This window comes from Myxococcus sp. AM009, assembly GCF_013372605.1.
Taxonomy (GTDB): Bacteria; Myxococcota; Myxococcia; order Myxococcales; family Myxococcaceae; genus Myxococcus; species Myxococcus vastator.
In genome coordinates this window covers 1-22,539 of sequence record NZ_JABXEP010000096.1, presented here as the reverse complement: position 1 = coordinate 22,539, position 22,539 = coordinate 1, and the positions used below count along the sequence as shown (strand labels likewise).

Sequence of the window (22,539 nt, the reverse complement as noted above, 5' to 3'; positions counted from 1 at the left end):
CTCACTGAATCCGGATGGCGTCCGCCATGACGACGTAGCCTTCGGAGGCCCAGCGGCTCAGCTGCACCTTGTTCCAGCCGGCGGCGAAGTTGTAGGTGCCCAGCGTCACCCACTTGCTGCCGTTGGCCTGCTGGTTCACCGTCACCGTGCTGTTGCCACCCGTGTGCGTAATCACGAAGGGCGCCGCGGGAGAGCGGTTGGTCCCCTGCACCCACCAGGCCTGGATGGTCCGGCTGCCCGCCGAAGGCATGTGGAAGTGGAACACCGCCGGCTCGGAGATGGCCTGCGTGGAGGCGAAGTAGTAGTCGTTGCCGTAGTAGCCCGCGCTGGTGCCACGCTGCCAGGTGGACGGCACCGCGATGTAGCCCTTGCTGGCGTTGTTGTTGGCGTTGTTGCTGTCCACGACGATGGCCGAGGTCGTGCCGCCATCACCGCAGTAGCTGCGAATCTGGTTGATGTAGGTGGTCCACGGCCAGTTGCGGCCCGGGTCCGTGCGGTTCTCAGGCTGCAGCCGGGCGTGCGCCACGATGTGGTAGCTGTCGCGCGGGATGCCCCGGTCCCGGGTGATGTCGCACGTCAGCTTGGCGGAGGTGTTGATCATCCCCGTGTTGAAAGAGGCCGAGCTGGCGTAGCCGCCGTGCTCGATGCCGATGGAGAAGTCGTTCGTCGACCGGCCGTTGAGGTTCGACTTCACGCCGCCGTTGAGGCTGCTGCGGTAGGCGGCGCCCACGTGCCAGGCGCGGCTCGTCTCACGCACCAGCTGCGACACCTCGGTGCCCGTCTCATTGACCACGTAGTGCGCGCTCACGCCCGCGGCGGAGTTGGTCAGCCAGCTCCAGCAGCCCGAGTAGCCACCCTCACAGGTGTGGATGATGACCATCTGCTGCCCGATGCCAGCGGGCCGCGCGTTGTAGTTGGGCGACGGGCGCCAGATGGAGGCCGCGTAGTCCGGGCCGGCCGCCAGGGCCTGCATCTTCGGCAGGGCGAACTTGGGCTCGACCTGGGTGGCCTCCAGCGACACGGCGACCTTGCCCGCCGGCGTGAACGCACCCGCGCCCTCGCGCAGCACGGCGTACACGTCGTTGTGGATGTAGTGCGCCTGGATGTCCGGGTCGGAGATGTCCGTCAGGCGCACGGCCACCGGGGCCCACGCGCCCAGGTCCGCGCGGTCGATGCCCGCCTCGTCGGCGTACTTCGACAGCAGCGCGGCGCCCGCGCGCAGGTTGGCCAGCGGCTCGCCACGCACCGCGTCCTCGGACACGCCCGCCAGGGCCGCGCCGTCGGTGATGAGCTGGCCGCGCAGGCCCAGCAGACCAAAGGCCGCCGGGCGGCCCTCGAACTCCTCCTCGCCCAGGACGTGCTCCCAGCGCGTCTCCGCGTAGGAGATGGCCTTGAGCAGGCTCACCGGGACGTTGAACTCACCAGCGGCCTTGGCGAACTGGGCGTCCAGCTCGTTGGGCGTGCGGCGAGCCGCGTCGGCCACCGCGCGGGCGGCGTCATCCACCGCGCCCGCGGGGACCTGCGACTCAGGGGCCGTCTCTTCCGGAGACGCCTCGGGCTGGGGGCCACAGGCCGCCAGGGCCATGGCCGCGGCCGTCGCCGCGAACGTCTTGCGAAACACGTGCATCGGAACTCCTTGAAGGGGGGGTCAGCAGCTCCACGGTCGCCCCCGTCTCACGGGAGCGGCGCAGCGGCCCACACCTGAGCACCATGCATGCCAACCACGCGTTCCCAGGGAGCTCATCTTTTCCCCGACTCCAGATGGAGCATGGATGCTCCACCTCCCCGTCAAGAAATCCGCCCGAAAACCGGGCACCCGGCGACGCAACCTCCTGGAATCAGGCACAGCCCACATGTAAGCCCTGACAACCAAGGCATCGGACTGGTCACCGGATGTCGCACTGACGTTTTTCGAGACAAGCTTTCGTAAAGCTCCTTTACCGTCATTCCAATGTCCCTGGCCTTGTGTCGTGACACCGGATGCAGGGGCTGGGACGCGGGTGCCGACAGGGGCGAGGGCTTCCGCTATGAGGGGGCCATGCGGCTCTTCGGAATCGGCGACACCCACCTGCCCTCCACGCGACAGAAGGACATGCACCGCTTCGGGTGGTCCGAGCATCCCCTGCCGCTGCAACGCGCGTGGGATGAGCGGGTGGCGCCGGAGGACGTGGTCATCGTGGCGGGGGACATCTCCTGGGCCACGCGGGCCCACGAGGTGATGGATGACCTGGCGTGGCTGGACGCGCGCCCGGGTCGCAAGGTGCTGGTGCGCGGCAACCACGACTACTGGTGGGGTGACTCCGCCTCCAAGCTGCGCAAGCTGCTGGAGCCCTTTCGCACGCTGGAGGGCTTCCTCCACAACAACGCCGTCGTCATGGGCCCCTGGGTGATTGCGGGCAGCCGGCTGTGGACCGCGCCGGAAGCGCCGCCCATGCCCGGCGGGGAGATGGGGGACGAGGCGGCGGACACCGGCTACGTGGAGCGGGAGACGCGCCGGCTGACGGCCTCCATGGAGGACGCGAAGAAGAAGGAGGCGGCCAGCGCCACGCCGCTGGTGCGCGTGGTGGCCGTGCACTTCCCGCCGGTGTACGCGAACGAGAAGGCCACCGCCTTCAGCGAGCCCATTGAAGCCTTCGGACCGAAGGTGTGCGTCTACGGCCACCTGCACGCGGCCGGCATCGCCGCGGGCTTCACGGGCGAGCGCGGCGGCGTACGCTACGTGCTGGCCTCGTGTGACGCGGCGGGCTTCGCCCCGATGCTGCTCGACGAGGTGTGAGGAGGCGCGCCATGCCGTCCAACAAGGCGGAGCTCGAGGCCCGGCTCGCGGCCGTGCAGCCGGGTGATTCGGTGCGGGGGCTGTTCTTCAAGTCGGTGCTCAGCCTCGTCCAGCAGCAGGCGGGCCTGACGGCGATGGAGGCGGTGCGCGCGGGGGCGCCAGGCGCGGCGTACACGGACCTGCGCACGTACCCGGCGCGGGACTTCCTGACGCTCCTCTACCGCGCGGCGGACGCGCTGGAGCCGCTGCTGGGCCCCGAGGACGCCGTCTTCCATGCCTGCGGCGAGAAGGACGTGTCGCGCTTCTCCACCGGGCCGGGGATGCTCATCTTCGGCATCATCTCCCGCGGGGACCCGCAGAAGCTCTTCGCGGGCGCGCAGATGGGCTACGGCGCGGCCGTCAGCTACGGCAGCCGCGACTACGTGCCCACCGGCCCCACCTCCGGCACGCTGCACATGCGCCGGGACATGCTGCCGCCCGCCTACCACGAGGGCATCCTCACCGGCGCGCTGAAGGTGCTGGGCCTGAAGGGCACCGCGCGCGCGACGCCGCGAGGCATCGACAGCGCGGACTACGACATCCGGTGGGCTTGAGGCGCGGCGCTCAGTCCACGCGGGTGTAGGTGACGTCCAGCTCGGCGACGACGCGCTCGCCCACCGACGCCTGGCAGGTGAAGGTGTGCGCGTCACCGTCGTGCGCGCGGCGGACGGCGCCGAACCTCACCGTCTGGCCCGCGTAGGCCAGGGTGTCCGCCTTCAGCCGCACGTCCTTCGCCATGCAGCGGGCCCACGGCGCGCCTTCCAGCCGGCGCAGCAGCGTGGTGGCCACGCGCGTCATGCCACTGGCCACCACGGCCACCGGCATCACCGGGTGCAGCGCGAAGTGCCCCTTGCACATCTCCGCCGTCACCGGCCCCAGCGTGGCCGACAGGCTCTCACCGTCCGGCCGCCAGTCGCGCAGCGCCAGCGGCTTGCTGTAGGGGTTCTGCCGCAGCCGGGCCCACTCCTCGGGGGTGCGCTGCACGCCTTCGTCGCGGCGCGGCTCGCGGCGCATGTCCACCCGGGCCTCGCCGAACAGGCGCGTGAAGGCGGCGGCGGACAGCACGTTGTAGTCCACCTCCAGGCGGAAGAACGGCGTGCCATCCGGCAGCGACAGCAGCGTGCGCGCGGTGGCCGTCCGGCGGCCGGTGAACTCCGCCTTCGCCAGCCCCCACAGCAGGTCCGTGGCGCGGGCCATGGGCTCCGGCCGCAGCCACTCCCCGCGCGCGCCGCACGCCAGGTAGAAGTGCTGGCCGTCCTTGGGCGACATCAGCGCGGACGCGCACGAGCCCAGAATCGCCAGGTGCCGCCCCGCCTCACCCAGGCCAATGGGGCCCGCTTCCGCGTCCGGGTCCTGCTGCACCGGGATGCGCGCCACCACCTCGCCCGCCCCCATCACCGTCACGTCCTTGAGGGCGTAGTACGGATCCCTCACGCAGATGCGCGGGTAGAGGTCCGCATGCGTCAGCAGCGTGTGCGGCGCCAGGCCCGACAGCGTCTCCAACGTCTGCTCCGACGAAGCCCAGGCAGAGGCAGGGGCAACAGCGGAGTTGGCGGACGAGGGCGCGATGTCGAGCATGGGGCTGACCTGGTTTCGGACGAGGGGTGTCGGGGGACACCGGTTTGCGAGATGCCGAGCTTCGTTCCGTCCGCGGAGGCTTCATTCCGCCGGACAAAATGATTTTCGACATACGGTCCGATTTGTTGCTTCCTGTCGTAATTTTCCGTCCGAGAGGTAAATCCGGACATGGATGTGGCAGGGAGGCGCAGCCAGGGGTACAGAAGCGTCATTCAACGCAAAGAGTCAAGGCAGATGTGGGGTGAAGCGCACCCGCCTTGGCTCTGGCGTTCACGGGGCTACAGCTCCACCTGCGCGCCCAGCTCCACCACCCGGTTGGGCGGGATGCGGAAGTACGAGGTGGCGCTGCGCGCGTTGCGGCTCATCCAGGCGAACAGCGCCTCGCGCCACACGGCCATGCCCGGGCGCCTGGTGGGAATCAGCGTCTCCCGTCCCAGGAAGAAGCTGGTGCCCATCAGCTGGAACTGGAGCCCCTTCTCACGGCAGCGCTTCAGCACGTCGGGGATGCCCGGGTTCTCCATGAAGCCGTAGCGCGCCACCACGCGCACGAAGCCCTGCTCCAGCGGCTCCACCTCCACGCGCTCGCCAGGCGGCACGTGCGGCAGCTCCTCGGAGAGGATGGTCAGCAGCACCACCTGCTCGTGCAGCACCTTGTTGTGCTTGAGGTTGTGCAGCAGCGCGGGCGGGGTGCCTTCCGCGTTGCCCGTCATGAAGATGGCCGTGCCTGGCACCCGCACCGGCGGATGGTCACCGAAGCTGCCCAGCAGCTCCTTCAAGGGGATGCTGGACGCGCGCAGCTTGGCCGCCAGGATGTCGCGCCCCCGCTTCCACGTCGTCATCAGCGTGAACACGACGACGGCCATCAGCAGCGGGAACCAGCCGCCGTCCGCCACCTTCACCGCGTTGGCGCCGAAGAAGGCCAGCTCCACCACCAGGAACAGGCCCACCACGGGGATGGCCACCCACCGCCGCACGTCCCACAGCTCCCGGGCCACCACGTAGGCCATCAGGGTGGTGATGACCATGGCCGTGGACACCGCGATGCCGTAGGCCGACGCCAGCGCGCTGGAGGAGCGGAAGCCCAGCACCAGCGCCACCACGCCCACCAGCAGCGCCCAGTTCAAGCCGGGCAGGTAGATTTGCCCCATCTCCTCCGCCGAGGTGTGCACTACCTCCATGCGCGGGCTGTAGCCCAGCTGCATCGCCTGGCGCGTCAGGGAGAACACCCCGGCGATGAGCGCCTGTGAGGCGATGACGCCCGCCACCGTGGACAGCGCCACCAGCGGATACAGCATCCAGGACGGCGCCAGCAGGAAGAAGGGGTTGCGCGCGGCGCCCGGGTCGCGCAGCACCAGCGCGCCCTGCCCCAGGTAGTTGAGCATCAGCGCCGGAAGCACCATGGAGAACCACGCCAACTGGATGGGCTTGCGGCCGAAGTGGCCCATGTCCGCGTAGAGCGCCTCGCAGCCCGTCACCACCAGGAACACGCCGCCCAGCACCAGGAAGCCATGCAGGTGGTTGTGACGAAACAGCTCCACCGCGTGCCAGGGCGACAGCGCGCCCAGCACCGCCGGGTTGTGCACCAGCTCCTTCACGCCGAGCGCGGCCAGCGTGAGGAACCAGACGCACATGACGGGCCCGAACACGGCGCCGATGTCCGCGGTGCCGTGCCGCTGCACCAGGAAGAGCGCCACCAGGATGACCAGCGCGATGGGGATGACGTAGGGGTCGAAGACGTCCGTGGCCACATGCAGGCCTTCCACCGCGCTGAGCACGGTGATGGCCGGGGTGATGATGCCGTCTCCATAGAGGAGCGCCGCGCCGAAGATGCCCAGCGTAATCAACACCGGACGCGACCGGTGGGGCGGCTGCGCGCGCTGCCGCTGCATCACCAGCGCCATCATCGCCAGGATGCCGCCTTCGCCCCGGTTGTCCGCCTTCATCACCAGCAGCAGGTACTTCACCGACACGGTGATGATGAGCGACCAGAAGATGAGCGACAGCACCCCCAGCACGTTCGCGGGCGTCGGCGGAATCCCGTGCGCCCCCGTGAAGCACTCGCGCAACGCGTACAGCGGGCTCGTGCCGATATCGCCGTAGACGATGCCCAGGGCCCCGAGGGCCAGCAACGCCGAGCGCTTGAAGGTGTCCGGGCCCTTCTTGACGTCTTCGCCGCCCGGCACTCCGGTGGTGGTCGCTTTCACGACGCCGCGCTTTAGCTGAACCCGGGCCCAGAGCAACCGCGACCGTGTCGCGCCCGGCATATTCCCGTGTGCGCATGCCGCATCCCCGCCTCGGCTTCACGGGGCCCCAGGGCGGGGAGTGCGTCCGGAACGGACACTCCCAGGCCGCAGATGTTCGACACCCGCGACGGCACGGCCGCCCTGCCCGGACGGACGCTCCTCGCCCCGCTTCAGCCATGTTCCCATGCAACACGACGGGGGGGAGACGCGATGACGATGGTGGCGGCACAGGGTCAGGCAGAGGCCCGGCGGTCCGGAGCACGAGGTCCAGCGGTGCTGGAAGCCATCTTCCAGGTCTCCCCCCTGGCCATGCACCTGCTGGACCTGGACGGCACGGTGCGGCTGTGGAACCCCGCCGCCGAGCGGCTCTTCGGCTGGAGCCGGGAGGACGTGCTCGGCCACCGCGCGCCTTGGGCCACCGACGCCCGCTGGGAGCTGTTCCGCCGCCATCTGGAGCAGGCCTCGCAAGGCCTGGAGCCGCCCTGTCTGGAGTTGGAGCTCCACCGGCGCGATGGCGCGCCTCTCCACGTCGAGCTGTGGGCGGCCTCCCTGCCAGCGTCCACCGGGTCCGCCCAGTGCATGGGCACGCTGGTGGATGTCACCGAGCGACGCCGGGGTGAGGCCCACCGCCGGCTCCTGTCGGAGGCCAGTGAAGTCCTGGGCGCCAGCCTGGAGCAGGACGCGACGCTGGAGCACCTGGTGCGGCTCGCCGTGCCTGGCTGCGCGGACTCCTGTCGCGTGTTCCTCGAGGACGCCCTGGGCGAGGTGCGGTGCGTGGCGTCCGCGGGCCTGGGCGCACGGGAGCCTCTCGGCGCGGACGCGCCCTGCGTCCCGGACGAAGCAGCGGTGTCGCGAATCATCGCGTCCGGAGGGCCGGCGCTCCACGCGGAGCCGCCATCCTGGCTGGGCGTTCCGCTGGCGTGGCCAGGGCGCAAGGGCGCCGCGCTGGTTCTCACCCGCGCCGGCCGGGCCTTTGACGCGCGGGACGTGGCCCTGGCGCGGGAGCTGGCGCGCCGGGCGTCACCCGCCCTGGAGCACGCGAGCCAGTACCACGCGGCGCGACAGGCCATCCGCCTGCGCGAGGAGTTCCTCGCCATCGCCAGCCATGAGCTGAAGTCCCCCATCAGCGCGCTCCAGCTCCAGGTGCAGCACCTGCGCACCGTGCTGGAGCGCTCACCGGACGCCGTCCCTCGGGAGCGGCTGCACCGGGGCCTGGACTGGGTGGGCCGGCAGGCGAAACGGCAGGTGAAGCTCATCGACGCGCTGCTGGACGTGTCGCGCATCCACGCCGGACGGCTGGAGCTGAACCCGGAGCCCGTGGACCTGGGCGCCCTGGTCCGCGAGGTGGCGGAGCGCTTCGAGCCAGAGCTGGCGGGCGAGGGGACACACCTGACGTTGACGCTGCCGCGGGAGGCCCACGGCCACTGGGACCGGCTGCGCCTGGACCAGGTCCTCACCAACCTGGTGTCCAACGCGATGAAGTATGGGCGGGGCGGCCCCGTCCAGGTGGCGCTGTCCAGCACCGAAGCCCACGTGCGGCTGGACGTGCGCGACGCGGGCATCGGCATCGCGCCGGAGCACCTGCCCCGCCTCTTCCACCGCTTCGAGCGCGCCGTGTCCGGCCGGGACTACCACGGCGTGGGCCTGGGGCTGTGGATTGTCCGTGAGGTGGTGGAGGCCATGGGCGGCCACGTCACCGTGCGCAGCGAGCTGGGCGTGGGCTCCACCTTCACCGTGGTGCTGCCGCGGACGCGCGGGTGAGGACGCTTGAAGGCCCACCCGCGCGGGCGCGCCCCTCACAGCGCGAGGAACAGGATGGCGGCCTTCTCCTCGGGGCTCGCCGCGAGGAACTCGTCCGGCAGCCAGATTTCCGAGCCGGGCGTCATGGCCCGGTCGCAGCTGCGCCGGCCCGTGTAGAAGCGGTTCGTGTTCTCCGCCTTCAGCCGGTAGGTGCAGTCGCGGACATAGATGGTGAGCTCGCTGGGGCTCAGCTTCAGGTTGACGGGGCGTCCGCCAAAGCCGCCCTTGGCCACGATGGCGTCCCCCTCCTTCGTCACCGTCAGGTTCACCGGCGCGCCTCCGACGGCGCCCTCCACCGACCCGTCCTTCAGCGTCAGGGCGAAGTTGCCCTTCAGCCCGCGGCCCTTCAGCATCCCGGGCGAGCGAGCCACCTGGAAGTCCGCCCCCGTCACTGCCTCGGGCGTCATCTCCAGGTTGAATGACTGGAAGGCAATCTTCAGGTTGATGGCGTCCTGCTTCGGCTCGGCCATCGCCACACCCGCCCCCAGCACCACTCCCAACACCAGCACGCTCCGGCGGAGCGGAATCAGCATGCGCTTCATGTGGAGACCTCCTCGTACGGTTTCATCCCCGGCTGAATAACGACAGTGTGGCCACCGGATACCGGCCCGTCATTCACCCTGGGGTAACCCCCGGGAATTGCTCCCGGCCCGGCGGGCATCCACCGTCCACGCCGTGGGCGCACGCTGTGAACGGCGTTGACACCCAGCCCGCCTCCGCGCGCGCAACCCCTCGGAAACAAGCCCGGCCTCCGGTGGCAGGCTCCTTGCGATGGCGCCCTTCCAAAAGGAGCGGGCCATGGCGGAGACAGGGAGCGCGCGGTGGGGAACGGCGAGGCTGGACGGAGGCAAGGTGCTGCGCTGGAGCCTCCTGCACGTGGGCGCGCTGGTGGGGGGCGCCTGTTTCTTCTCGTGGAGCGCGGTGGCGGTGTTCGCCGGGCTGACCGCGGTGACGATGTGCCTGGGTGTGTCGGTGGGCCTGCACCGGGGGCTCATCCACCGGGCCTTTCGTGCCTCGGCGCCCGTGGAGCGCGCGCTGGCGCTGCTCGGCACCCTGGCCGGTTTGGGCGGCCCCATCGCGATGAGCCGCATGCATGACCTGCGCGACTTCCACCAGAACCAGCCGGAAGCGGACTGCCCGCCCTACTTCGGCTACCGCGAGGGCTTCACGCGCGCCATGGCCTACGCCCTCTTCCACACCTGGCGCCCGCGCGACGGCGCCCCGGACGTGCCAGCGGCGCCGCGGGTGACGCAGGACGCGTTCTTCCGCGGACTGGAGCGCGCGGGCCCGTGGCTCCAGGTGCCGCTCGCCCTGGCCCTGTACGCGCTGGGCGGGGCGCCCTGGGTGGCCTGGGGCATCCTGGTGCGGCTGGCGCTCACCCAGGACGGTTTCTGGTGCGTCCATTACGTGAGCCACGTGGAGGGCGAGCAGCCCTACGAGCTGCCGGGCTGCGCCGAACAGGGGCGCAACGCCGGCTGGCTGGCGCTGCTGAGCATGGGTGAGTCGTGGCACAACACCCACCACGTCTACCCGGCCTCGGCGCAGATGGGGCTCGGGTGGCGGCAGCCGGACCCGGGTTGGTGGGCCGTGCGCGGGCTGGCCGCGCTGCGACTGGTGCACGACGTGAAGTCGCTGGCCCACCTTCCGCCGCGCCTGGGTGCACGCCTGCGCCGCCCGGAGCCTCGTCGGACGACCCGGCGGCGTCCGTGCGCGCTCGCCCTGCTCCGGGCCTGACGCCTCCAGGTGGGCTGTGCTTCACTCCTCGACGTTGCGCAGGAAGTCCGCCACATGGGCGAAGCGCTGTTCGAGGAAGCGGCGCAGGCCCCCGGTGATGCCCCGCGCGTCCATGGCCCGCTGCATGGAGCGCATCCACGCATCCCGCATGGCGACGCCCACGGGCAGGTGGCCATGCCGCATGCGCAGTCGGGGGTGGCCATGACGCTCCGTGTAGTCCTGCGGTCCGCCCAGCCATCCCGCGAGGAACAGGCCGAAGCGCTCGCGCGTGCCGCGGTTCACCCGGCCCTCGGCGTCCAGCTCGTGCAGGCGCGCCAGCTCGGGCTCGTGGGCGTCCATGGCGTCGTAGAAGGCCTCGGCCAGGGCCATGGCCGCTTCAGTGCCGCCCAGCCGGTGGTACGGCAGGTCGTCCTGGCTTGGCACCCAGTCGTCTTCGGAGGGCATGTTCAATGGTACGGACATGCTCTCCTTCTACCGCTGGCGACGTCCGGGTTCATGGAGACTCGTCATTCCCCTCGAAACGCCTGGCTGACGTCCGGCGGACAGAGAGGCAGGCGGTCCAGGGTCCGCCTGCCGTGGAAGATTTGACCTGGGTGAGAGGCGGTTGCTAGAGCCACGGCCACCCGTGCCCATCTCCCCCCGCGTCGCGCCCTCTCCCCCCGTGGTCTGGGTGCTCGACGACAGTCCAGTAGAGACCCAGGCCATCTGCCGGGCGCTAGAGCCCTACTGCAGGGTCACCGGGTTCTTGGACGGGGCCTCACTGCTGGAGGCCCTGACGCAAGGGCCCGTGCCCGAGGTGCTCGTGCTGGACTGGCACCTGCCCGGCATGTCGGGCCTGGAGGTCTGCCGCTTCGTCCGGAGCAATCCCGCCTCCGAGCACGTCCCCGTCCTGCTGATTACCGGGAACACGCGCGCGGAGGACGTGGTGGAAGGCCTCTCCGTGGGGGCCAACGACTACGTCTTCAAGCCCTTCCGCCCGATGGAGTTCGCCGCGCGCGTCCAGGCCCTGGCGCAGTGGGAGCGCAGCCGGCGCAAGACGTTGGAGGACGAACGGGCGCGACGCCGGAGGCTGGAAGGCACCCTGACGGAGGTCCAGGCCGCCGAGGAGCGCGCCTGGCGCAGCGAGCTGCGCTTCCGGCTGGCGGCGCGCGCCACGCGGGACGCGGTGTGGGAGTGGGACCCGCGCACGGGCCTCATGGACTGGACGAGCGGCCTGCACGAGGTCTTCGGCTACGCCCCCGGCACCATCCAGGACGAGCGTCGCTGGTGGGAGGAGCGGCTGCACCCGGACGACCGCGCGCGCGTCGTCGCCAGCCTCCAGGCCACCCTGGAAGGCCCCGAGCACGAGTGGCAGGGCACCTACCGCTTCCAGCGCGGAGACGGCTCCTGGGCCTACGTGGCGGACCGCTGCCACATCATCCGCGACGCGCAGGACAAGGCCACGCAGGTGGTGGGCGCCATGCAGGACGTCACCGAGCGCCAGGAGGCCGAGGCCGGCCGGGCCCGGCTGCTGGAGCTGGAGCGCGGCGCCCGGGAGGAATCAGACCAGCAGCGCGCCATGCTGGCCACGCTCTTCGAACAGGTGCCCGCGCTGCTCGGCGTGCTGAGCGTGCCCGACCAGCGCTGCGTGGTGGCCAACGCGCGGCTGCGACAGCGCGTTGGCCAGCGTCCGCTGGTGGGCCGCACGCTCCGCGAGGCCCTGCCGGAGCTGGAGGGCCAGAACGTCCTCGAGGTGCTGGACACCGTCTTCGCCACCGGCGAGCCCTTCAGCGCGCGGGAGCTGCCCATACGCATCGCCCAGGTGCCCGGGGGCCCCCCGCCAGAGGGCTACTTCGACTTCATGTACCAGCCGATGCGGGACGCCAGCGGCCGGCTGGCGGCCGTCATCCTGTTCGCGGCGGAAGTCACGGACTCCGTATTGGCGCGGCGCAAGGAGTCGGAGCTGGCGCAGCAGATGAAGGCCCGCGCGGACTTCGAGCGGCAGCTCATCGGCATCGTCAGCCACGACCTCCGCAACCCGCTGGGGGCCATCACCCTGGCGGTGTCCATGATGCTCCAGCGCGGGCCGCTGGATGAGCGGCAGGAGCGGCAGGCGCAGCGCATCCGGAGCTCGGCGGACCGCGCGACGCGGATGATTCGCGACCTGCTGGACTTCACCCGCGCGCGCCAGGGCACGGGGCTGCCGGTGTACCCCCAGCCCATGGACCTGCACGAAGTCGTGCGCGCGGTGCTGGACGAGGTGCACGCCGGTTGGCCCGACCGTCGACTGGAGACGGAGCGCACCGGGAACGGCCTGGGCACGTGGGACCCGGACCGGCTTGCGCAGCTCATTGGCAACCTGGTGGGCAACGCCTTGCAGTACAGCCCGCCCGGCACGCCCGTGCGAGTGAAGTCCCGAGGCGATGACGACGGCGTCGTGCTGGAGGTCCACAACCTGGGCCCGGCGATTCCGCTGGAGCGGCAGTCGCGCATCTTCGAACCGCTGGAGCGCGCCACGGTGCGTCCAGAGGACCAGGGCCGGCGCAGCATCGGCCTGGGGCTCTACATCGTGCGCAGCATCGTCCTGGCCCACGGCGGCACGGTGGAGGCGCGCTCCCAGGAGGAGGCGGGCACCACCTTCACCGTGCGGCTGCCGCGGCATGCGCCCACCGCGCTGCCCGTGCGCCCGGACGGCGGCGAGGCCACGGGGTAGCTCAGGGCGCCCAGCGCTTGGGACGGCGCTTGAGCGTCGTCAGGCCCAGCCGGTCGCAGAACGCTTCATACGCGGCGGCCGGCACGCCCTTCCACGCCAGGTCCTCCAGCGACGACGTGCCCGGCAGCGGCGCATCCGTCACCAGCGTGGCCAGTTGGCGGTAGAGCAGCGCGGCGGCACGGTGCTCGCGCAGCGTCGCGGCCAGCTTCTCCGCGCCCCGGGGACGCACCTTCCACTCGGACGCCTCCGCGGGGATGTCCTCCAGGTGGCCATGCGCGCTCAGCAGCGCCGACGCGCCCTTCTCCCCGAAGCCCGGCAGTCCGGGGATGCCATCCGCCGCGTCGCCCATCAGCGCCAGCAGGTCCGGCACGCTCGCGGGCGGCACACCCAGCTTCGCGCGCACCGCGTCCTCGTCGAGCACCTTCTCCTGCCGCCGGTCCACCTGCACCACGCGGCTGCCGCGCACGCACTGGCCCAAATCCTTGTCGGGCGTGAGCAGCCGCACCTGCTCCACCGCGTCCGCCCACCGCGCCGCGGCGGTGGCCAGCGCGTCATCCGCCTCCTGCTCCTTCATGGACCACGCGGTGACGCCCAGCGAGCGCACGGCCTCCTCCGCCAGGTCGAACTGCGCGTGCAGCTCCGGAGGGACGCCCTCGTCGCTCTTGTAGCCGTCGAACAGCGCGTTGCGGAACGAGCGGATGGGGTTGTCGAACGCCACCGCCACGTGCGTCACCGCTTCGTCCGCGTCGTGCAACAGCGCGAGCAGCGAGGACATCAGCCCCACCGTGGCCTTCACGTCCTGTCCACCCGGCGCGGCATGCCCTGGACGGGGCGAGAAGTGGGCGCGGTAGAGCTCGTAGGTGCCGTCGACCAGGTGCAGGCGCATGTCACCCTCTCTACCTCCGGTGGCGCACGCCGGCCAGCGCCCAGGTGCGCCCGTGAGGGGAAGTCCCCACGCTGGAGGTGAGGCGCCTGTATGGCTGCCCGCCCGCTCTTCGACCAACCCTGCCACGGTTGGATTGCCGGCCTGTCTCCGAGGCCCCACCTCTACGTCTGGGCGCGCCATGACGCGTGTCCACGTCCTCGAGCGGCAGGAGGTGAAACCATGCGCCTGAAGCTGGCGGCGGTGCTGCTGGGCCTGACGATGGCGGGATGCGCCGGGCGGCAGGTGCTCCCCGCGCCGAATGAGCACCGCGTGCAGGCCGAGGCCTCGCTGCGCGCGGCGGAAGGCGCTGGCGCCGCCCGGGTCCCCGAAGCGGCCCTCCACCTGGAGTTCGCCCGGCAGCAGATTGCCGACGCGGAGCGGCTGTGGGTGGAAGGCGAACAGGAAGCCGCGGAGCTGCGCTTCAGGCAGGCCGAGGCGGACGCGGAGCTGGCGCACGCGCTGGCCCGGGCCGTCCCGCTGGAGCGCGAGTCGCGACGCACGGCCGCCCAGGCGGAGTCGCTGCGCCGCGGCCAACCGTGAGCCGACAACCTCGACAGGAGAGAGCGACATGCTGAAGCGTGGATGGAAGGCCCTCGCCGGCGTCACTGCGCTGGCCGCCGTGGGGTGCGCACACACGCCGCCGCCACAGGAGCTCCTCAACGCGCGCGCGGCGTACCAGGAGGTCTCCACCAGCCCCCAGGGCCGTGAGCGTCCCCGCGACGTCGCGGCGGCGCGGGATGCGCTGCTGGAAGCCGAGCGGGAGTACGACCGCAGCCAGGACTCCCCTCGCACCCGCTCGCTGTCCTACGTGGCGCTGCGCAAGTCCGAGACGGCGGGGGCGCGCGGCACCGCGGACCTGGCGGCGCGGAGGCAGGCCCAGGCCCAGGCCACGCTCCAGCAAGCCCAGGCGCGGCAATGGCAGCGCTCCCAGGCGGAGCTGGAGGCGGCCCGTCAGCAGCTCGCCCAGGCCGAGCGTGAGCGGCTGCAAGCCCTCCAGGAGCAGCAGCAGTCCCGACAGCACGCCGTGACGCGGCGGCAGGAAGCCGAGCGCATGCGGCTGGATGCGCAGCGGCGCCAGCACGAGGCGGAGCAGCTGCGGCGGTTGGCCCAGCAGCAGGAGGCGGAGTCGCGGCGGCTGGCGGAGGAGACCTCGCGGCTCCAGGAAGAAGAGCAGCGCCGGGCGCGGGCTGAAACGGAATCCCAGCGCCTGGCCCAGGAGAACCACGAACTGCTCCAGCGCTCGGCGGAGCTGGAAGCGGAGCAGGAGGCACGGCGCCAGGTGGAGCGGGAGCTGGAACGCGAGCGACAGGCACGGCTCGACGCGGAACAGCGCGCCACGGAGGCCCTGACGCAGCTGGAGTCGACGGCGCGCGACGTGAAGGTCCACGAGGAGGCCCGAGGCCTGGTGCTGACGCTGTCGGGGCAGGTGCTGTTCGCGTCGAACGCGGTGGACCTGCTCCCAGCGGCGCGTGAGCAACTGACGGAGGTGGCCAACGCGCTCAAGGCGTCTGACAGCCCCATGGTGATTGAAGGCCACACGGACTCGACGGGCTCGGACGCGATGAACGAAGCCCTGTCCTACCGGCGCGCGGAGCGCGTGCGTGAGTTCCTCATCAGCCAGGGCGTGAGCCGTGACCGCGTGGAGGTGCGCGGCCTGGGCGAGTACCGGCCCGTCGCCAACAACTCCACCCCCGAGGGCCGGGCCAACAACCGGCGCGTGGAAATCATCCTCCCGCACGGAGGAGAGGAAGCCACCGGCGGCAGCGGCGCGCAGTCCCCGACGACGCCTCGGCGCTGAAAGCCAACGGACGCCGGGGTTGAGAATGCCCGCCATGGGCACAGACGCAGTCCCCAGCCTGCTGAGCACCGAACGCCTGCATCTGGCGCAGCTTCCGCCGGATGCGGCGTGGCGGGTGCTCGCGTACCACGAGGCGAACCGGGAGCACGTCTCCACCGTGTCGCCGGCGCGGCCGGCCAACTTCTTCTCGGTGACGTACTGGCGCACGCGGCTGGCGCAGGACCGCGAGGACTTCCGGCGCGACCTGTCGCTGCGCGTGTTCCTGCTGCCACGAAGCCAGCCCTTCCAGCTGGCGCCCATCATCGGCAACGTGTCGCTCACGAACATCCGCCGAGGCCCGTTGCAGTCCGCGGACCTGGGCTACGGCCTGGACCACCACTACGAAGGCCAGGGCCTGATGACGGAGGCCCTGCGCGCGCTGTGTGACTACGCCTTCAACGTCATGGGCCTGCACCGCCTCCAAGCCAACCACCTGCCGGAGAACCTGCGCAGCGCCGCGGTGCTGAAGCGCCTGGGCTTCCAGGTGGAGGGCATCGCGCGGGAGCTCCTGCTCATCGACGGCCAGTGGCGAGACCACGTCCTCAACGCGCTGATTGCCCCTGGCCGGCGGGGATGACCCGAGGGCTACTCGCCGCGCTTCGTCATGTCGAAGAGCGCCCGGGCCTGGGGGCCCAGGAAGCCATCGAAGTCCGGCGTGCGCTGAGCAATCTCGAAGTAGGCGTAGGGCCACGAGCGCACGCCACCGCCCTTGAGCAACACGGGCAGCGGCGCGGCCTGCGTGGCGGTCTGCCGCAGCGCTGTCCCGGGCGCGCCCTCGATGTCGGCCTTCATCGGCACGCCGGCCTCGCGCATGCGCTTCTGCCACGCCTCCACGTCGTCCACCGAGCCGGTGAAGTGGTTCACCTTGCGGCCGAAGGCGAGCAGCCAGGCGCCATACTGGGACGCCTTCTCCAGCTCCAGCAGCGCGGCCTCGTCCGGCGGGGGCGGCGGGCCGAACCACGCGGCCAGTGCGTCCACGTCCTCGGGAGGCGCGGGGTCCTCGGGCAGCCGGGCGAGCAGCTCGCGAGCGCGCGGGGGCAGCTCCTCCTGCTTCAGCTCGGAGATGAAGATGCGGGGCAGCCCCGCCGGATGTGACAGATAGATGGCGGACAGGTGCGCGTCCGGGAAGGTGTACGCGCCCGCGGCCTTCCAGCCGAGCCGGATGAAGGGCTGCGAGAAGAGCGCGATGCCTCCACCGGGCCGGGCCAGCGAGCGGAGCGCGACGTGGTCATTGCGGAAGCGGCCCCCGGAGAGCTGCACGAAGGTGCGCGCGTAGGGCACCTCCGCGGCGTAGCGCTCCCACAGCAGGTCCAGGAGACGGTGGGCGGAGTCGGTGGTCATGGGGCGCGAAGCTTACGCCACCACCCGCCGAAGCCCGCCGTGACCGGCCCAGGCCACCGTCCCTCGGGGAAAAGTGCGGCGGCGCGCGGCTCCGGGTCCTTGGAGGGGACTTCAGCCAGAGACGCGCGCCGCCGAGCAGCGAAGCTGCTGAAGACTCGCCTTGGAGTTTCGAGTCTTCACACCGATGGTATGCATTGACTTCTTCCCCGCCACCCCACCCGCTCACCGGAAGCGAGCGCCGGAATAGGGTGTGCTGACGGAAAATGCCAGGACGCTGCAAACCGCGGCACCAACACCGCGTTGAGCTACCTTGAAGTCCTGCTAATCCAAACTTTGTAGCCGCAACATTCCGCCTGAGATGCGTGAAAAGCGGCTCACATCATTTGAATGAGAGAAATTGAGAACTGAGAGTCAGTGCAGATGCTCGGGAAGCATGGGCAGTCCGTGGAAGAAGCGGCGCCCGCTCTCGAAGCGGCGGTGGAAGCAGAAGCGGTCATCCAGGTAGAGCCGCGCCATCTCCTCCTCGCCATAGGCCGTGAAGAAGGTGGCGCGGGCCTCGTCACAAGCGGCCTCGTACGCCGCGCGCAGGGCCTCCCAGTCCTCGGGGGGAGCCTCCTCGCCGCTGAGCCAGGCGCCCTGCTCGACGCCGTATTCGCGCTCCATCAACTCCAACTCCAGCGCCAGGCGGCACACGCGAGGCTCGTCACCAATCGCCTCGTCCGCCATGGTGGTGAGGATGTGGGCCACCAGGAAGAAGCCCGCGTCGGGAGGCACCACCCCGTCCTCACGCGCGGCTCGGAAGGCCACGAGGAGCTGCGCATCCATCGCGTCGTCGCCCAGCTCCAGCAACTGGGTGGCGAGGCCCCGCCACCGCGCCTCCATGTCCCCCGCTTCCTGGAGGTTCAGTGCCTCTTCTCGCGTCTTCTTCATCGTGTAGCTCCTTCGGGAACTGCTCCCGAAAATCTCATCCGGGTCTGACGTCCAACCACGATTACGAGGACGTCCGGATTTACCGTTGCTTGCATCCGCCGTTGGGCGGATGACGGCGCACTGCGGTGGCCGTCCGCTGATGGACGCGTCGTCGCCCGTCGAGCCATGCTGCGCACCACTGTGTCCATTGACCTGCGGGCCGCGACGGCCTCGGATGACTCCTTTCTCTTCGCGCTGTACGCCAGCACCCGGGAGTCCGAGCTCGCCGCATGGGGCTGGGCGCCCGCGCAGCGCGACGCCTTCCTCCGCATGCAGTGGATGGCGCAGTCTCACGACTGGGCAGCCCGCCATCCCGGCGCCGACCACCTGGTGGTGTGCCTCCAGGGCCAGCCCGTGGGGCGCCTGCTGGTCGCGAAGGACGCTGCGGAGTGGCGGGTGGTGGACATCGCCTTGCTGCCCACGCACCAAGGCAGCGGCGTGGGGACCCGGCTGCTGACCCAGGTGCGGGACGAGGCCGGGAAGGCGGGCCTCCCCCTCCGGCTGCGAGTGCTGCGAACCAGCCCCGCGCGCAGGCTGTACGAGCGCCTGGGCTTCGAGGTGGACACCGAGCCGCCCGAGGAGGAGGCCGCCGCCCCCTACGTCGCCATGACGTGGAACCCCGCGCCACGTCAGGACTGATGCACAGCCGAACCATGCGCCGGAAACACGAACGGCCCGCGAGCTGATTGCCCGCGAGCCGCCGCATCCCCCCCCAAACATCAGGACCTACAGGAACACGTTCTCCGGCGTCGGCGTGACGGTCCGGAGGTCATATCCGACGGCACCCGCCTCGGACGGCTGAGGCACGGCCAGCGTCCCGCCACCACCCGAGCCGCCATTGCCACCGCACGCGCCGCCACCACCACCCGCGGAGATGGCCTGGCTGGCGCCTGTGGGGTTCGCGGTGGCGCCCGCGGCGCCCGCGTTCACCGCGATGGTGCCCGTCACGGCAGGCGTCGTGGTGGAGAGCAGTTGGATGATGCCACCGGCACCGCCACCGCCACCGCCCTTGCCCGCACCACCCGCGTTGTTGCCCGCGCCTCCGTTGGCCCCCACCGCACGGACTGCACCGCCCACGGTGATGGAGCCCTTGCCCACGAGGACGAGGACGCCGCCCGCGCCACCGCCCGAACCCGGCAAGTTGGCGGCGCTCCCACCGGCCTCGCCATTGGCGTTGATGGCGCCTCCCGGCGGAACACGGAGCGCGCCCTGCGCCAGGATGACCAGGGAGCCACCGCCCTTGCCTCCGGACACATTCGCCTGCTTGGCACCCGCGCCGCCGCCCAGACCACCGGGGCGCAGGAGCTGCGCGGCCTGAAGGGGCAACAACCCACGTCCCCCCTGGGGCTCACCGGCGGCCGCACGCGCCACGCCTGCCTCCGCGGGCCCGGTGCCGTTGTCTTCGGCGCTGGGGTCCACGATGACCATGCCATTGATGGTGACGTCGCCGGTGGCCCGGATGACCGTCCCGCTGGGGACAATCAATGTGCCGCTGATGGTGACGGTCGTGAACTGCAGGTGATGCCGCCCCCCGAGCGACGCGTATCCCGCGGCCGTGGTCAAATCCAACGTGCTCCCGTTGGCAACGGTGAGCGCCCCCCCGGACCCGTCACCGTAGGCGCCCAGCGAGCCCGTGGCCCCCTGAGGCCCCTGCGGGCCCTGAGCTCCAGTCGGTCCCGCGGGCCCCGCTTCCCCCGCTGGTCCTATCGCGCCCGCGGGCCCCTGGGCCCCCTGCGGCCCCTGGGGGCCGTTGCACACGAAGCGCGTGAGCGCGACGGTCTCCTCGCCCACATCCAGCGTGCCATTGCGGTTGGCGTCGACACCGGTCTCCAGTCGCACGCCCCCGGTGGCGCAGTTGCCGGAGGCCGGCTCCACGGTCGTCCGCATCACCGTGCCCAGGCCGACCTCTCCCTGCGGCCCCGTGTCGCCCGCCGGGCCCACCGGACCCTCGGCTCCCGTGGCGCCCTGCGGACCCGCCGGACCGACAGGCCCCACCGCGCCCGCCGGACCGACAGGACCCAGGTCACCTTGAATCCCCTGCTCCCCCTGGGGACCGACAGGCCCCGGTACGCCCTGCTCACCCCGAAGGCCCTGCGGCCCCTCGGGGCCCTGCGGGCCCACGGCCCCCACCGGTCCCTGCTCGCCGTTGCACACGTAGCGGGTCAGCGAGGCATCAACCTCCTCATCCTCCAGCTCGCCGTTCCGGTTGACGTCGATACCGGTCTCCACCAAGGCGCCGCCCTGGGAACAGTTCTCACCGGAGGGCTCCGACGCGGTCCGCACCAGCGCCGTCAACCCCTGAGGCCCCGCGGGCCCCCCGGCCGGACCCGCGGGCCCCACAGGACCTTGCGGCCCCTGAGGCCCATCCGCGCCAGGCGCACCCGGCTCACCCTGGGGGCCAGCGGGTCCCTCAGCCCCCGGCGCTCCTTCAGCGCCCGCGGGACCCGCAGGACCTTGCGGCCCCTGCGGTCCCGGCGTGCCTTCCTCACACGCCGACAGCACCAGCAGTGCCGTCAGCGGCAGCGCCTGAAACCACTTCTGATACAGCGGGCGTCGCCAGTTCTCTTGCGTCATCTGCCGGTCTCCTCGTCGTGAAACGTCATGCCGAGGGCCTCTGAGCAAGCCTCACGCCACGCCAAGAAGACCGGGGCGACCCAAGAGGTTCGGCGGCAACCGGGCAGATTCTCTCCTGGAGGAGAACCCGCGAAACATTGCCCTGGCGTCCGGGTCGGACGCACCCGCGTGTCACCGGCACGCGAGCCCCCGCTAGCGTCTGCGCTGGACGCATCCGCGTCTGCACCGGACGCACGAGCGCGCGTGACACAGCGAGACAAGGAGGCACCGCGCCTCACGTTTCACTGTATGCCGCCGTCACACACACATGAAACACGCGCGATTCGAGCGCTGGCCGGACCTTTGCTCTGCGAGGATGCGCATTCTTCTCGAAAGGTGACGCACGTGTCAGAGCCCTTCATCGGTCAGGTCATGATGTTCGCAGGCAACTTCGCTCCGCGGGGCTGGGCTTTCTGCCAGGGGCAGATTCTCCCCATCGCCCAGAACACGGCGCTCTTCTCCATTCTGGGCACCACCTATGGTGGCAATGGGCAGACGACGTTCGCCCTGCCGGACCTGCGTGGCCGCTACCCCATGCAGCCGGGTCAAGGCCCCGGTCTGTCCCCCCGCACGCTGGGCGAACAAGGCGGAACTGAAACCGTAACGCTGATTTCGACGCAGATGCCGGCGCACAATCACAGCATGAATGTGAGCAGCCAGGCCGGCGATACGGAAACGCCCATTGGCACCGTGCTCGCGGCGGACTCCACGGCAACAGTGCTCAACTACCGGGCCGCTCCCATCGACGGGACGATGAACCCCGCCGCCATCGGCGTCGCGGGCGGCAGCCAGCCGCACAACAACATGTCGCCCTTCTTGTGCATCAACTTCATCATCGCGTTGGAAGGCATCTACCCGTCGCGAAACTGACGCACCGTGAGCCTTGAGGGCTGCCGTGCCGCGCCCCGTCCAGGCGTGCGAGGCGCGGCAGCCCCACGCGAACGGTCGCCGCGAAACAAGCCCCCCCGTCCAGGTCCGCACTGCCCCTGAGCGGCGGGGTGGGTAGTCCGCTTCACGCTGGGTGGGCATGTGGGGGGCTGCGATATGGCACGGGGGCGGAGGTGGCGGTGCCCGCGTGGCCGCCCCCTCAACTCATCGCCCGGGAGGTCCTCCTCTTCCGGCAGGAGCGCAGGGCGGCGCGCACAGTCCGCCCTATGGAGCCTGGATGAACCCTGAAAGGGGACGCGATGGCCGCAGGTCCACTCCCGTGGCTGCTGACCCATGGCTCGGCGGCCCTGCTCTTCGCCGCCCTGATCGCCGGAGGCCTGGGTGTGCCCATCCCAGAGGACCTGGTGCTGCTGTCGTTGGGCATCCTCGCGCACCGGGACGTCCTTCCCATGGCCCTGGCGCTCGCGGTCGGGATGGCCGGCGTGCTCTGCGGAGACACGGCCCTCTTCCTCACGGCCCGAAGGTTGGGGCCCGCGCTGTACGAGCATCCACGGCTGAAGAAGCTCCTGCCGCCTGAGCGCCGCGAGCGACTGGGCCAGCTCTACGCGCGCCACGGCGGGCGCTGCGTCTTCGTAGGGCGATTTCTCTCAGTGCTGCGCGGGGCGGTGTTCATCATGGCCGCGGTGCAAGGCATGCGGCTGCGCCACTTCCTGCTCTGGGATGGATTGGCGCTGTGCATCAGCGTCCCGGTCGTGGTGGGGCTGGGGTACGCCTTCTCGCACAGCGTGGACGCGGCGGCGAAGGGAACGGCGCGGGCCGAGCACCTGCTGGTGCTGGCCACCACGGCGGCGCTGCTGACGGTGGGCGGCGTGCGCAGGCTGCGCATGCGGCGCCTGGCGCGGCCCCCGCGGTGACGCGCGAAACCCAAGCGGCCCAAAAACAGAAAACCCCCGGTGTCCACGAGGGACACCGGGGGTTTCTCAAAAAGAATCCGGCAGCGACCTACTCTCCCGCGCGGTTTCCCGCGAAGTACCATCGGCTCTGGAGGGCTTAACTTCCGTGTTCGGGATGGGAACGGGTGGAACCCCTCCGACATAGCCACCG

The 22,539-nt window shown here is 70.9% G+C and carries 20 protein-coding genes and 1 rRNA gene; 11 read left to right on the top strand and 10 right to left on the bottom strand.

Annotation, left to right across the window (positions count from 1 at the left end):
* Position 1: 1 nt before the first annotated feature.
* Positions 2–1,627 (bottom strand): N-acetylmuramoyl-L-alanine amidase, encoded by a 1,626-nt coding sequence (locus tag HV824_RS22635; protein WP_176420783.1) that lies wholly within the window; start codon positions 1,625–1,627, stop codon positions 2–4.
* Positions 1,628–2,038: 411 nt separating this feature from the next.
* Here HV824_RS22635 and HV824_RS22630 point away from each other — a divergent pair, with 411 nt between their 5' ends.
* Both HV824_RS22630 and HV824_RS22625 read left to right on the top strand, forming a co-directional pair.
* Positions 2,039–2,776, top strand: a complete 738-nt coding sequence (locus tag HV824_RS22630; RefSeq protein ID WP_163781380.1) for a metallophosphoesterase — start codon at positions 2,039–2,041, stop codon at positions 2,774–2,776.
* Positions 2,777–2,787: 11 nt separating this feature from the next.
* Positions 2,788–3,369: a TIGR02265 family protein gene (locus HV824_RS22625; protein WP_176424198.1), complete on the top strand. Its 582-nt coding sequence runs from the start codon at positions 2,788–2,790 to the stop codon at positions 3,367–3,369.
* 10 nt (positions 3,370–3,379) lie between these two features.
* Here the strand turns inward: HV824_RS22625 and HV824_RS22620 are convergent, their stop codons facing one another.
* Both HV824_RS22620 and HV824_RS22615 read right to left on the bottom strand, forming a co-directional pair.
* Positions 3,380–4,393: a hypothetical protein gene (locus tag HV824_RS22620; protein ID WP_176420781.1), complete on the bottom strand. Its 1,014-nt coding sequence runs from the start codon at positions 4,391–4,393 to the stop codon at positions 3,380–3,382.
* Between the two features lie 278 nt (positions 4,394–4,671).
* Positions 4,672–6,633 (bottom strand): potassium transporter Kup, encoded by a 1,962-nt coding sequence (locus tag HV824_RS22615; protein ID WP_176420787.1) that lies wholly within the window; start codon positions 6,631–6,633, stop codon positions 4,672–4,674.
* A gap of 276 nt (positions 6,634–6,909) precedes the next feature.
* Between HV824_RS22615 and HV824_RS22610 the strand changes: the two genes are divergently transcribed.
* Complete coding sequence (locus tag HV824_RS22610) at positions 6,910–8,397, top strand: ATP-binding protein (protein WP_176420780.1); 1,488 nt, start codon at positions 6,910–6,912, stop codon at positions 8,395–8,397.
* 35 nt (positions 8,398–8,432) lie between these two features.
* Here HV824_RS22610 and HV824_RS22605 read toward each other — a convergent pair whose 3' ends face one another.
* Entirely contained in the window at positions 8,433–8,978 is a 546-nt protein-coding gene (locus tag HV824_RS22605; RefSeq protein ID WP_176420779.1) for a hypothetical protein, read from the bottom strand.
* 256 nt (positions 8,979–9,234) lie between these two features.
* Here HV824_RS22605 and HV824_RS22600 point away from each other — a divergent pair, with 256 nt between their 5' ends.
* Positions 9,235–10,170 carry an acyl-CoA desaturase gene (locus tag HV824_RS22600; RefSeq protein ID WP_255208255.1) on the top strand — a complete coding sequence of 312 codons (936 nt, stop codon included), beginning with the start codon at positions 9,235–9,237 and terminating at the stop codon, positions 10,168–10,170.
* 21 nt (positions 10,171–10,191) lie between these two features.
* Here HV824_RS22600 and HV824_RS22595 read toward each other — a convergent pair whose 3' ends face one another.
* Positions 10,192–10,632 carry a group II truncated hemoglobin gene (locus HV824_RS22595; protein ID WP_176420777.1) on the bottom strand — a complete coding sequence of 147 codons (441 nt, stop codon included), beginning with the start codon at positions 10,630–10,632 and terminating at the stop codon, positions 10,192–10,194.
* A 163-nt stretch (positions 10,633–10,795) separates the two neighbouring features.
* On the opposite strand from HV824_RS22595, the gene HV824_RS22590 reads away from it, so the two are divergent.
* Positions 10,796–12,862 carry an ATP-binding protein gene (locus HV824_RS22590; protein ID WP_368671036.1) on the top strand — a complete coding sequence of 689 codons (2,067 nt, stop codon included), beginning with the start codon at positions 10,796–10,798 and terminating at the stop codon, positions 12,860–12,862.
* 1 nt (position 12,863) lies between these two features.
* Here HV824_RS22590 and HV824_RS22585 read toward each other — a convergent pair whose 3' ends face one another.
* Positions 12,864–13,748 carry a 5'-3' exonuclease H3TH domain-containing protein gene (locus tag HV824_RS22585; RefSeq protein ID WP_176420775.1) on the bottom strand — a complete coding sequence of 295 codons (885 nt, stop codon included), beginning with the start codon at positions 13,746–13,748 and terminating at the stop codon, positions 12,864–12,866.
* Between the two features lie 219 nt (positions 13,749–13,967).
* Between HV824_RS22585 and HV824_RS22580 the strand changes: the two genes are divergently transcribed.
* From HV824_RS22580 to HV824_RS22570, 3 genes are read left to right on the top strand one after another with little or no spacing between them, the layout of a single operon-like run.
* On the top strand, positions 13,968–14,327 hold the full coding sequence (locus tag HV824_RS22580; RefSeq protein WP_176420774.1) for a DUF4398 domain-containing protein: 360 nt from the start codon (positions 13,968–13,970) through the stop codon (positions 14,325–14,327).
* A 28-nt stretch (positions 14,328–14,355) separates the two neighbouring features.
* Positions 14,356–15,585, top strand: coding sequence for an OmpA family protein (locus tag HV824_RS22575; protein ID WP_176424197.1), 1,230 nt, complete (start codon positions 14,356–14,358; stop codon positions 15,583–15,585).
* A 25-nt stretch (positions 15,586–15,610) separates the two neighbouring features.
* Positions 15,611–16,201 (top strand): GNAT family N-acetyltransferase, encoded by a 591-nt coding sequence (locus HV824_RS22570; protein WP_176420772.1) that lies wholly within the window; start codon positions 15,611–15,613, stop codon positions 16,199–16,201.
* Positions 16,202–16,209: 8 nt separating this feature from the next.
* Here the strand turns inward: HV824_RS22570 and HV824_RS22565 are convergent, their stop codons facing one another.
* Both HV824_RS22565 and HV824_RS22560 read right to left on the bottom strand, forming a co-directional pair.
* Positions 16,210–16,965, bottom strand: a complete 756-nt coding sequence (locus HV824_RS22565) for a DUF1338 domain-containing protein (RefSeq protein ID WP_176420771.1) — start codon at positions 16,963–16,965, stop codon at positions 16,210–16,212.
* Positions 16,966–17,376: 411 nt separating this feature from the next.
* Positions 17,377–17,895 (bottom strand): hypothetical protein, encoded by a 519-nt coding sequence (locus HV824_RS22560; protein WP_176424196.1) that lies wholly within the window; start codon positions 17,893–17,895, stop codon positions 17,377–17,379.
* Between the two features lie 165 nt (positions 17,896–18,060).
* Here HV824_RS22560 and HV824_RS22555 point away from each other — a divergent pair, with 165 nt between their 5' ends.
* Positions 18,061–18,573, top strand: a complete 513-nt coding sequence (locus tag HV824_RS22555; RefSeq protein ID WP_176420769.1) for a GNAT family N-acetyltransferase — start codon at positions 18,061–18,063, stop codon at positions 18,571–18,573.
* Positions 18,574–18,660: 87 nt separating this feature from the next.
* On the opposite strand, the gene HV824_RS22550 is transcribed toward HV824_RS22555, so the two are convergent.
* Positions 18,661–20,217, bottom strand: a complete 1,557-nt coding sequence (locus HV824_RS22550; RefSeq protein WP_368671035.1) for a collagen-like protein — start codon at positions 20,215–20,217, stop codon at positions 18,661–18,663.
* A gap of 675 nt (positions 20,218–20,892) precedes the next feature.
* Between HV824_RS22550 and HV824_RS22545 the strand changes: the two genes are divergently transcribed.
* Together HV824_RS22545 and HV824_RS22540 are read left to right on the top strand one after the other, a co-directional pair.
* Entirely contained in the window at positions 20,893–21,417 is a 525-nt protein-coding gene (locus HV824_RS22545; protein ID WP_176420768.1) for a tail fiber protein, read from the top strand.
* Positions 21,418–21,734: 317 nt separating this feature from the next.
* Complete coding sequence (locus HV824_RS22540; protein WP_176420767.1) at positions 21,735–22,349, top strand: DedA family protein; 615 nt, start codon at positions 21,735–21,737, stop codon at positions 22,347–22,349.
* Positions 22,350–22,424: 75 nt separating this feature from the next.
* Here the strand turns inward: HV824_RS22540 and rrf are convergent.
* Positions 22,425–22,539: ribosomal RNA gene (gene rrf / locus HV824_RS22535) — 5S ribosomal RNA — on the bottom strand; the annotation flags it as partial.

Coding starts and splice junctions, on each gene's coding strand:
- HV824_RS22540 (WP_176420767.1), top strand. CDS start 21,735: ATGGCCGCAGGTCCACTCCCGTGGCTGCTGACCCATGGCTCGGCGGCC.
- HV824_RS22585 (WP_176420775.1), bottom strand. CDS start 13,748: ATGCGCCTGCACCTGGTCGACGGCACCTACGAGCTCTACCGCGCCCAC.
- HV824_RS22555 (WP_176420769.1), top strand. CDS start 18,061: ATGCTGCGCACCACTGTGTCCATTGACCTGCGGGCCGCGACGGCCTCG.
- HV824_RS22625 (WP_176424198.1), top strand. CDS start 2,788: ATGCCGTCCAACAAGGCGGAGCTCGAGGCCCGGCTCGCGGCCGTGCAG.
- HV824_RS22635 (WP_176420783.1), bottom strand. CDS start 1,627: ATGCACGTGTTTCGCAAGACGTTCGCGGCGACGGCCGCGGCCATGGCC.
- HV824_RS22620 (WP_176420781.1), bottom strand. CDS start 4,393: ATGCTCGACATCGCGCCCTCGTCCGCCAACTCCGCTGTTGCCCCTGCC.
- HV824_RS22580 (WP_176420774.1), top strand. CDS start 13,968: ATGCGCCTGAAGCTGGCGGCGGTGCTGCTGGGCCTGACGATGGCGGGA.
- HV824_RS22600 (WP_255208255.1), top strand. CDS start 9,235: ATGGCGGAGACAGGGAGCGCGCGGTGGGGAACGGCGAGGCTGGACGGA.
- HV824_RS22565 (WP_176420771.1), bottom strand. CDS start 16,965: ATGACCACCGACTCCGCCCACCGTCTCCTGGACCTGCTGTGGGAGCGC.
- HV824_RS22570 (WP_176420772.1), top strand. CDS start 15,611: ATGCCCGCCATGGGCACAGACGCAGTCCCCAGCCTGCTGAGCACCGAA.
- HV824_RS22630 (WP_163781380.1), top strand. CDS start 2,039: ATGCGGCTCTTCGGAATCGGCGACACCCACCTGCCCTCCACGCGACAG.
- HV824_RS22605 (WP_176420779.1), bottom strand. CDS start 8,978: ATGAAGCGCATGCTGATTCCGCTCCGCCGGAGCGTGCTGGTGTTGGGA.
- HV824_RS22595 (WP_176420777.1), bottom strand. CDS start 10,632: ATGTCCGTACCATTGAACATGCCCTCCGAAGACGACTGGGTGCCAAGC.
- HV824_RS22575 (WP_176424197.1), top strand. CDS start 14,356: ATGCTGAAGCGTGGATGGAAGGCCCTCGCCGGCGTCACTGCGCTGGCC.
- HV824_RS22560 (WP_176424196.1), bottom strand. CDS start 17,895: ATGAAGAAGACGCGAGAAGAGGCACTGAACCTCCAGGAAGCGGGGGAC.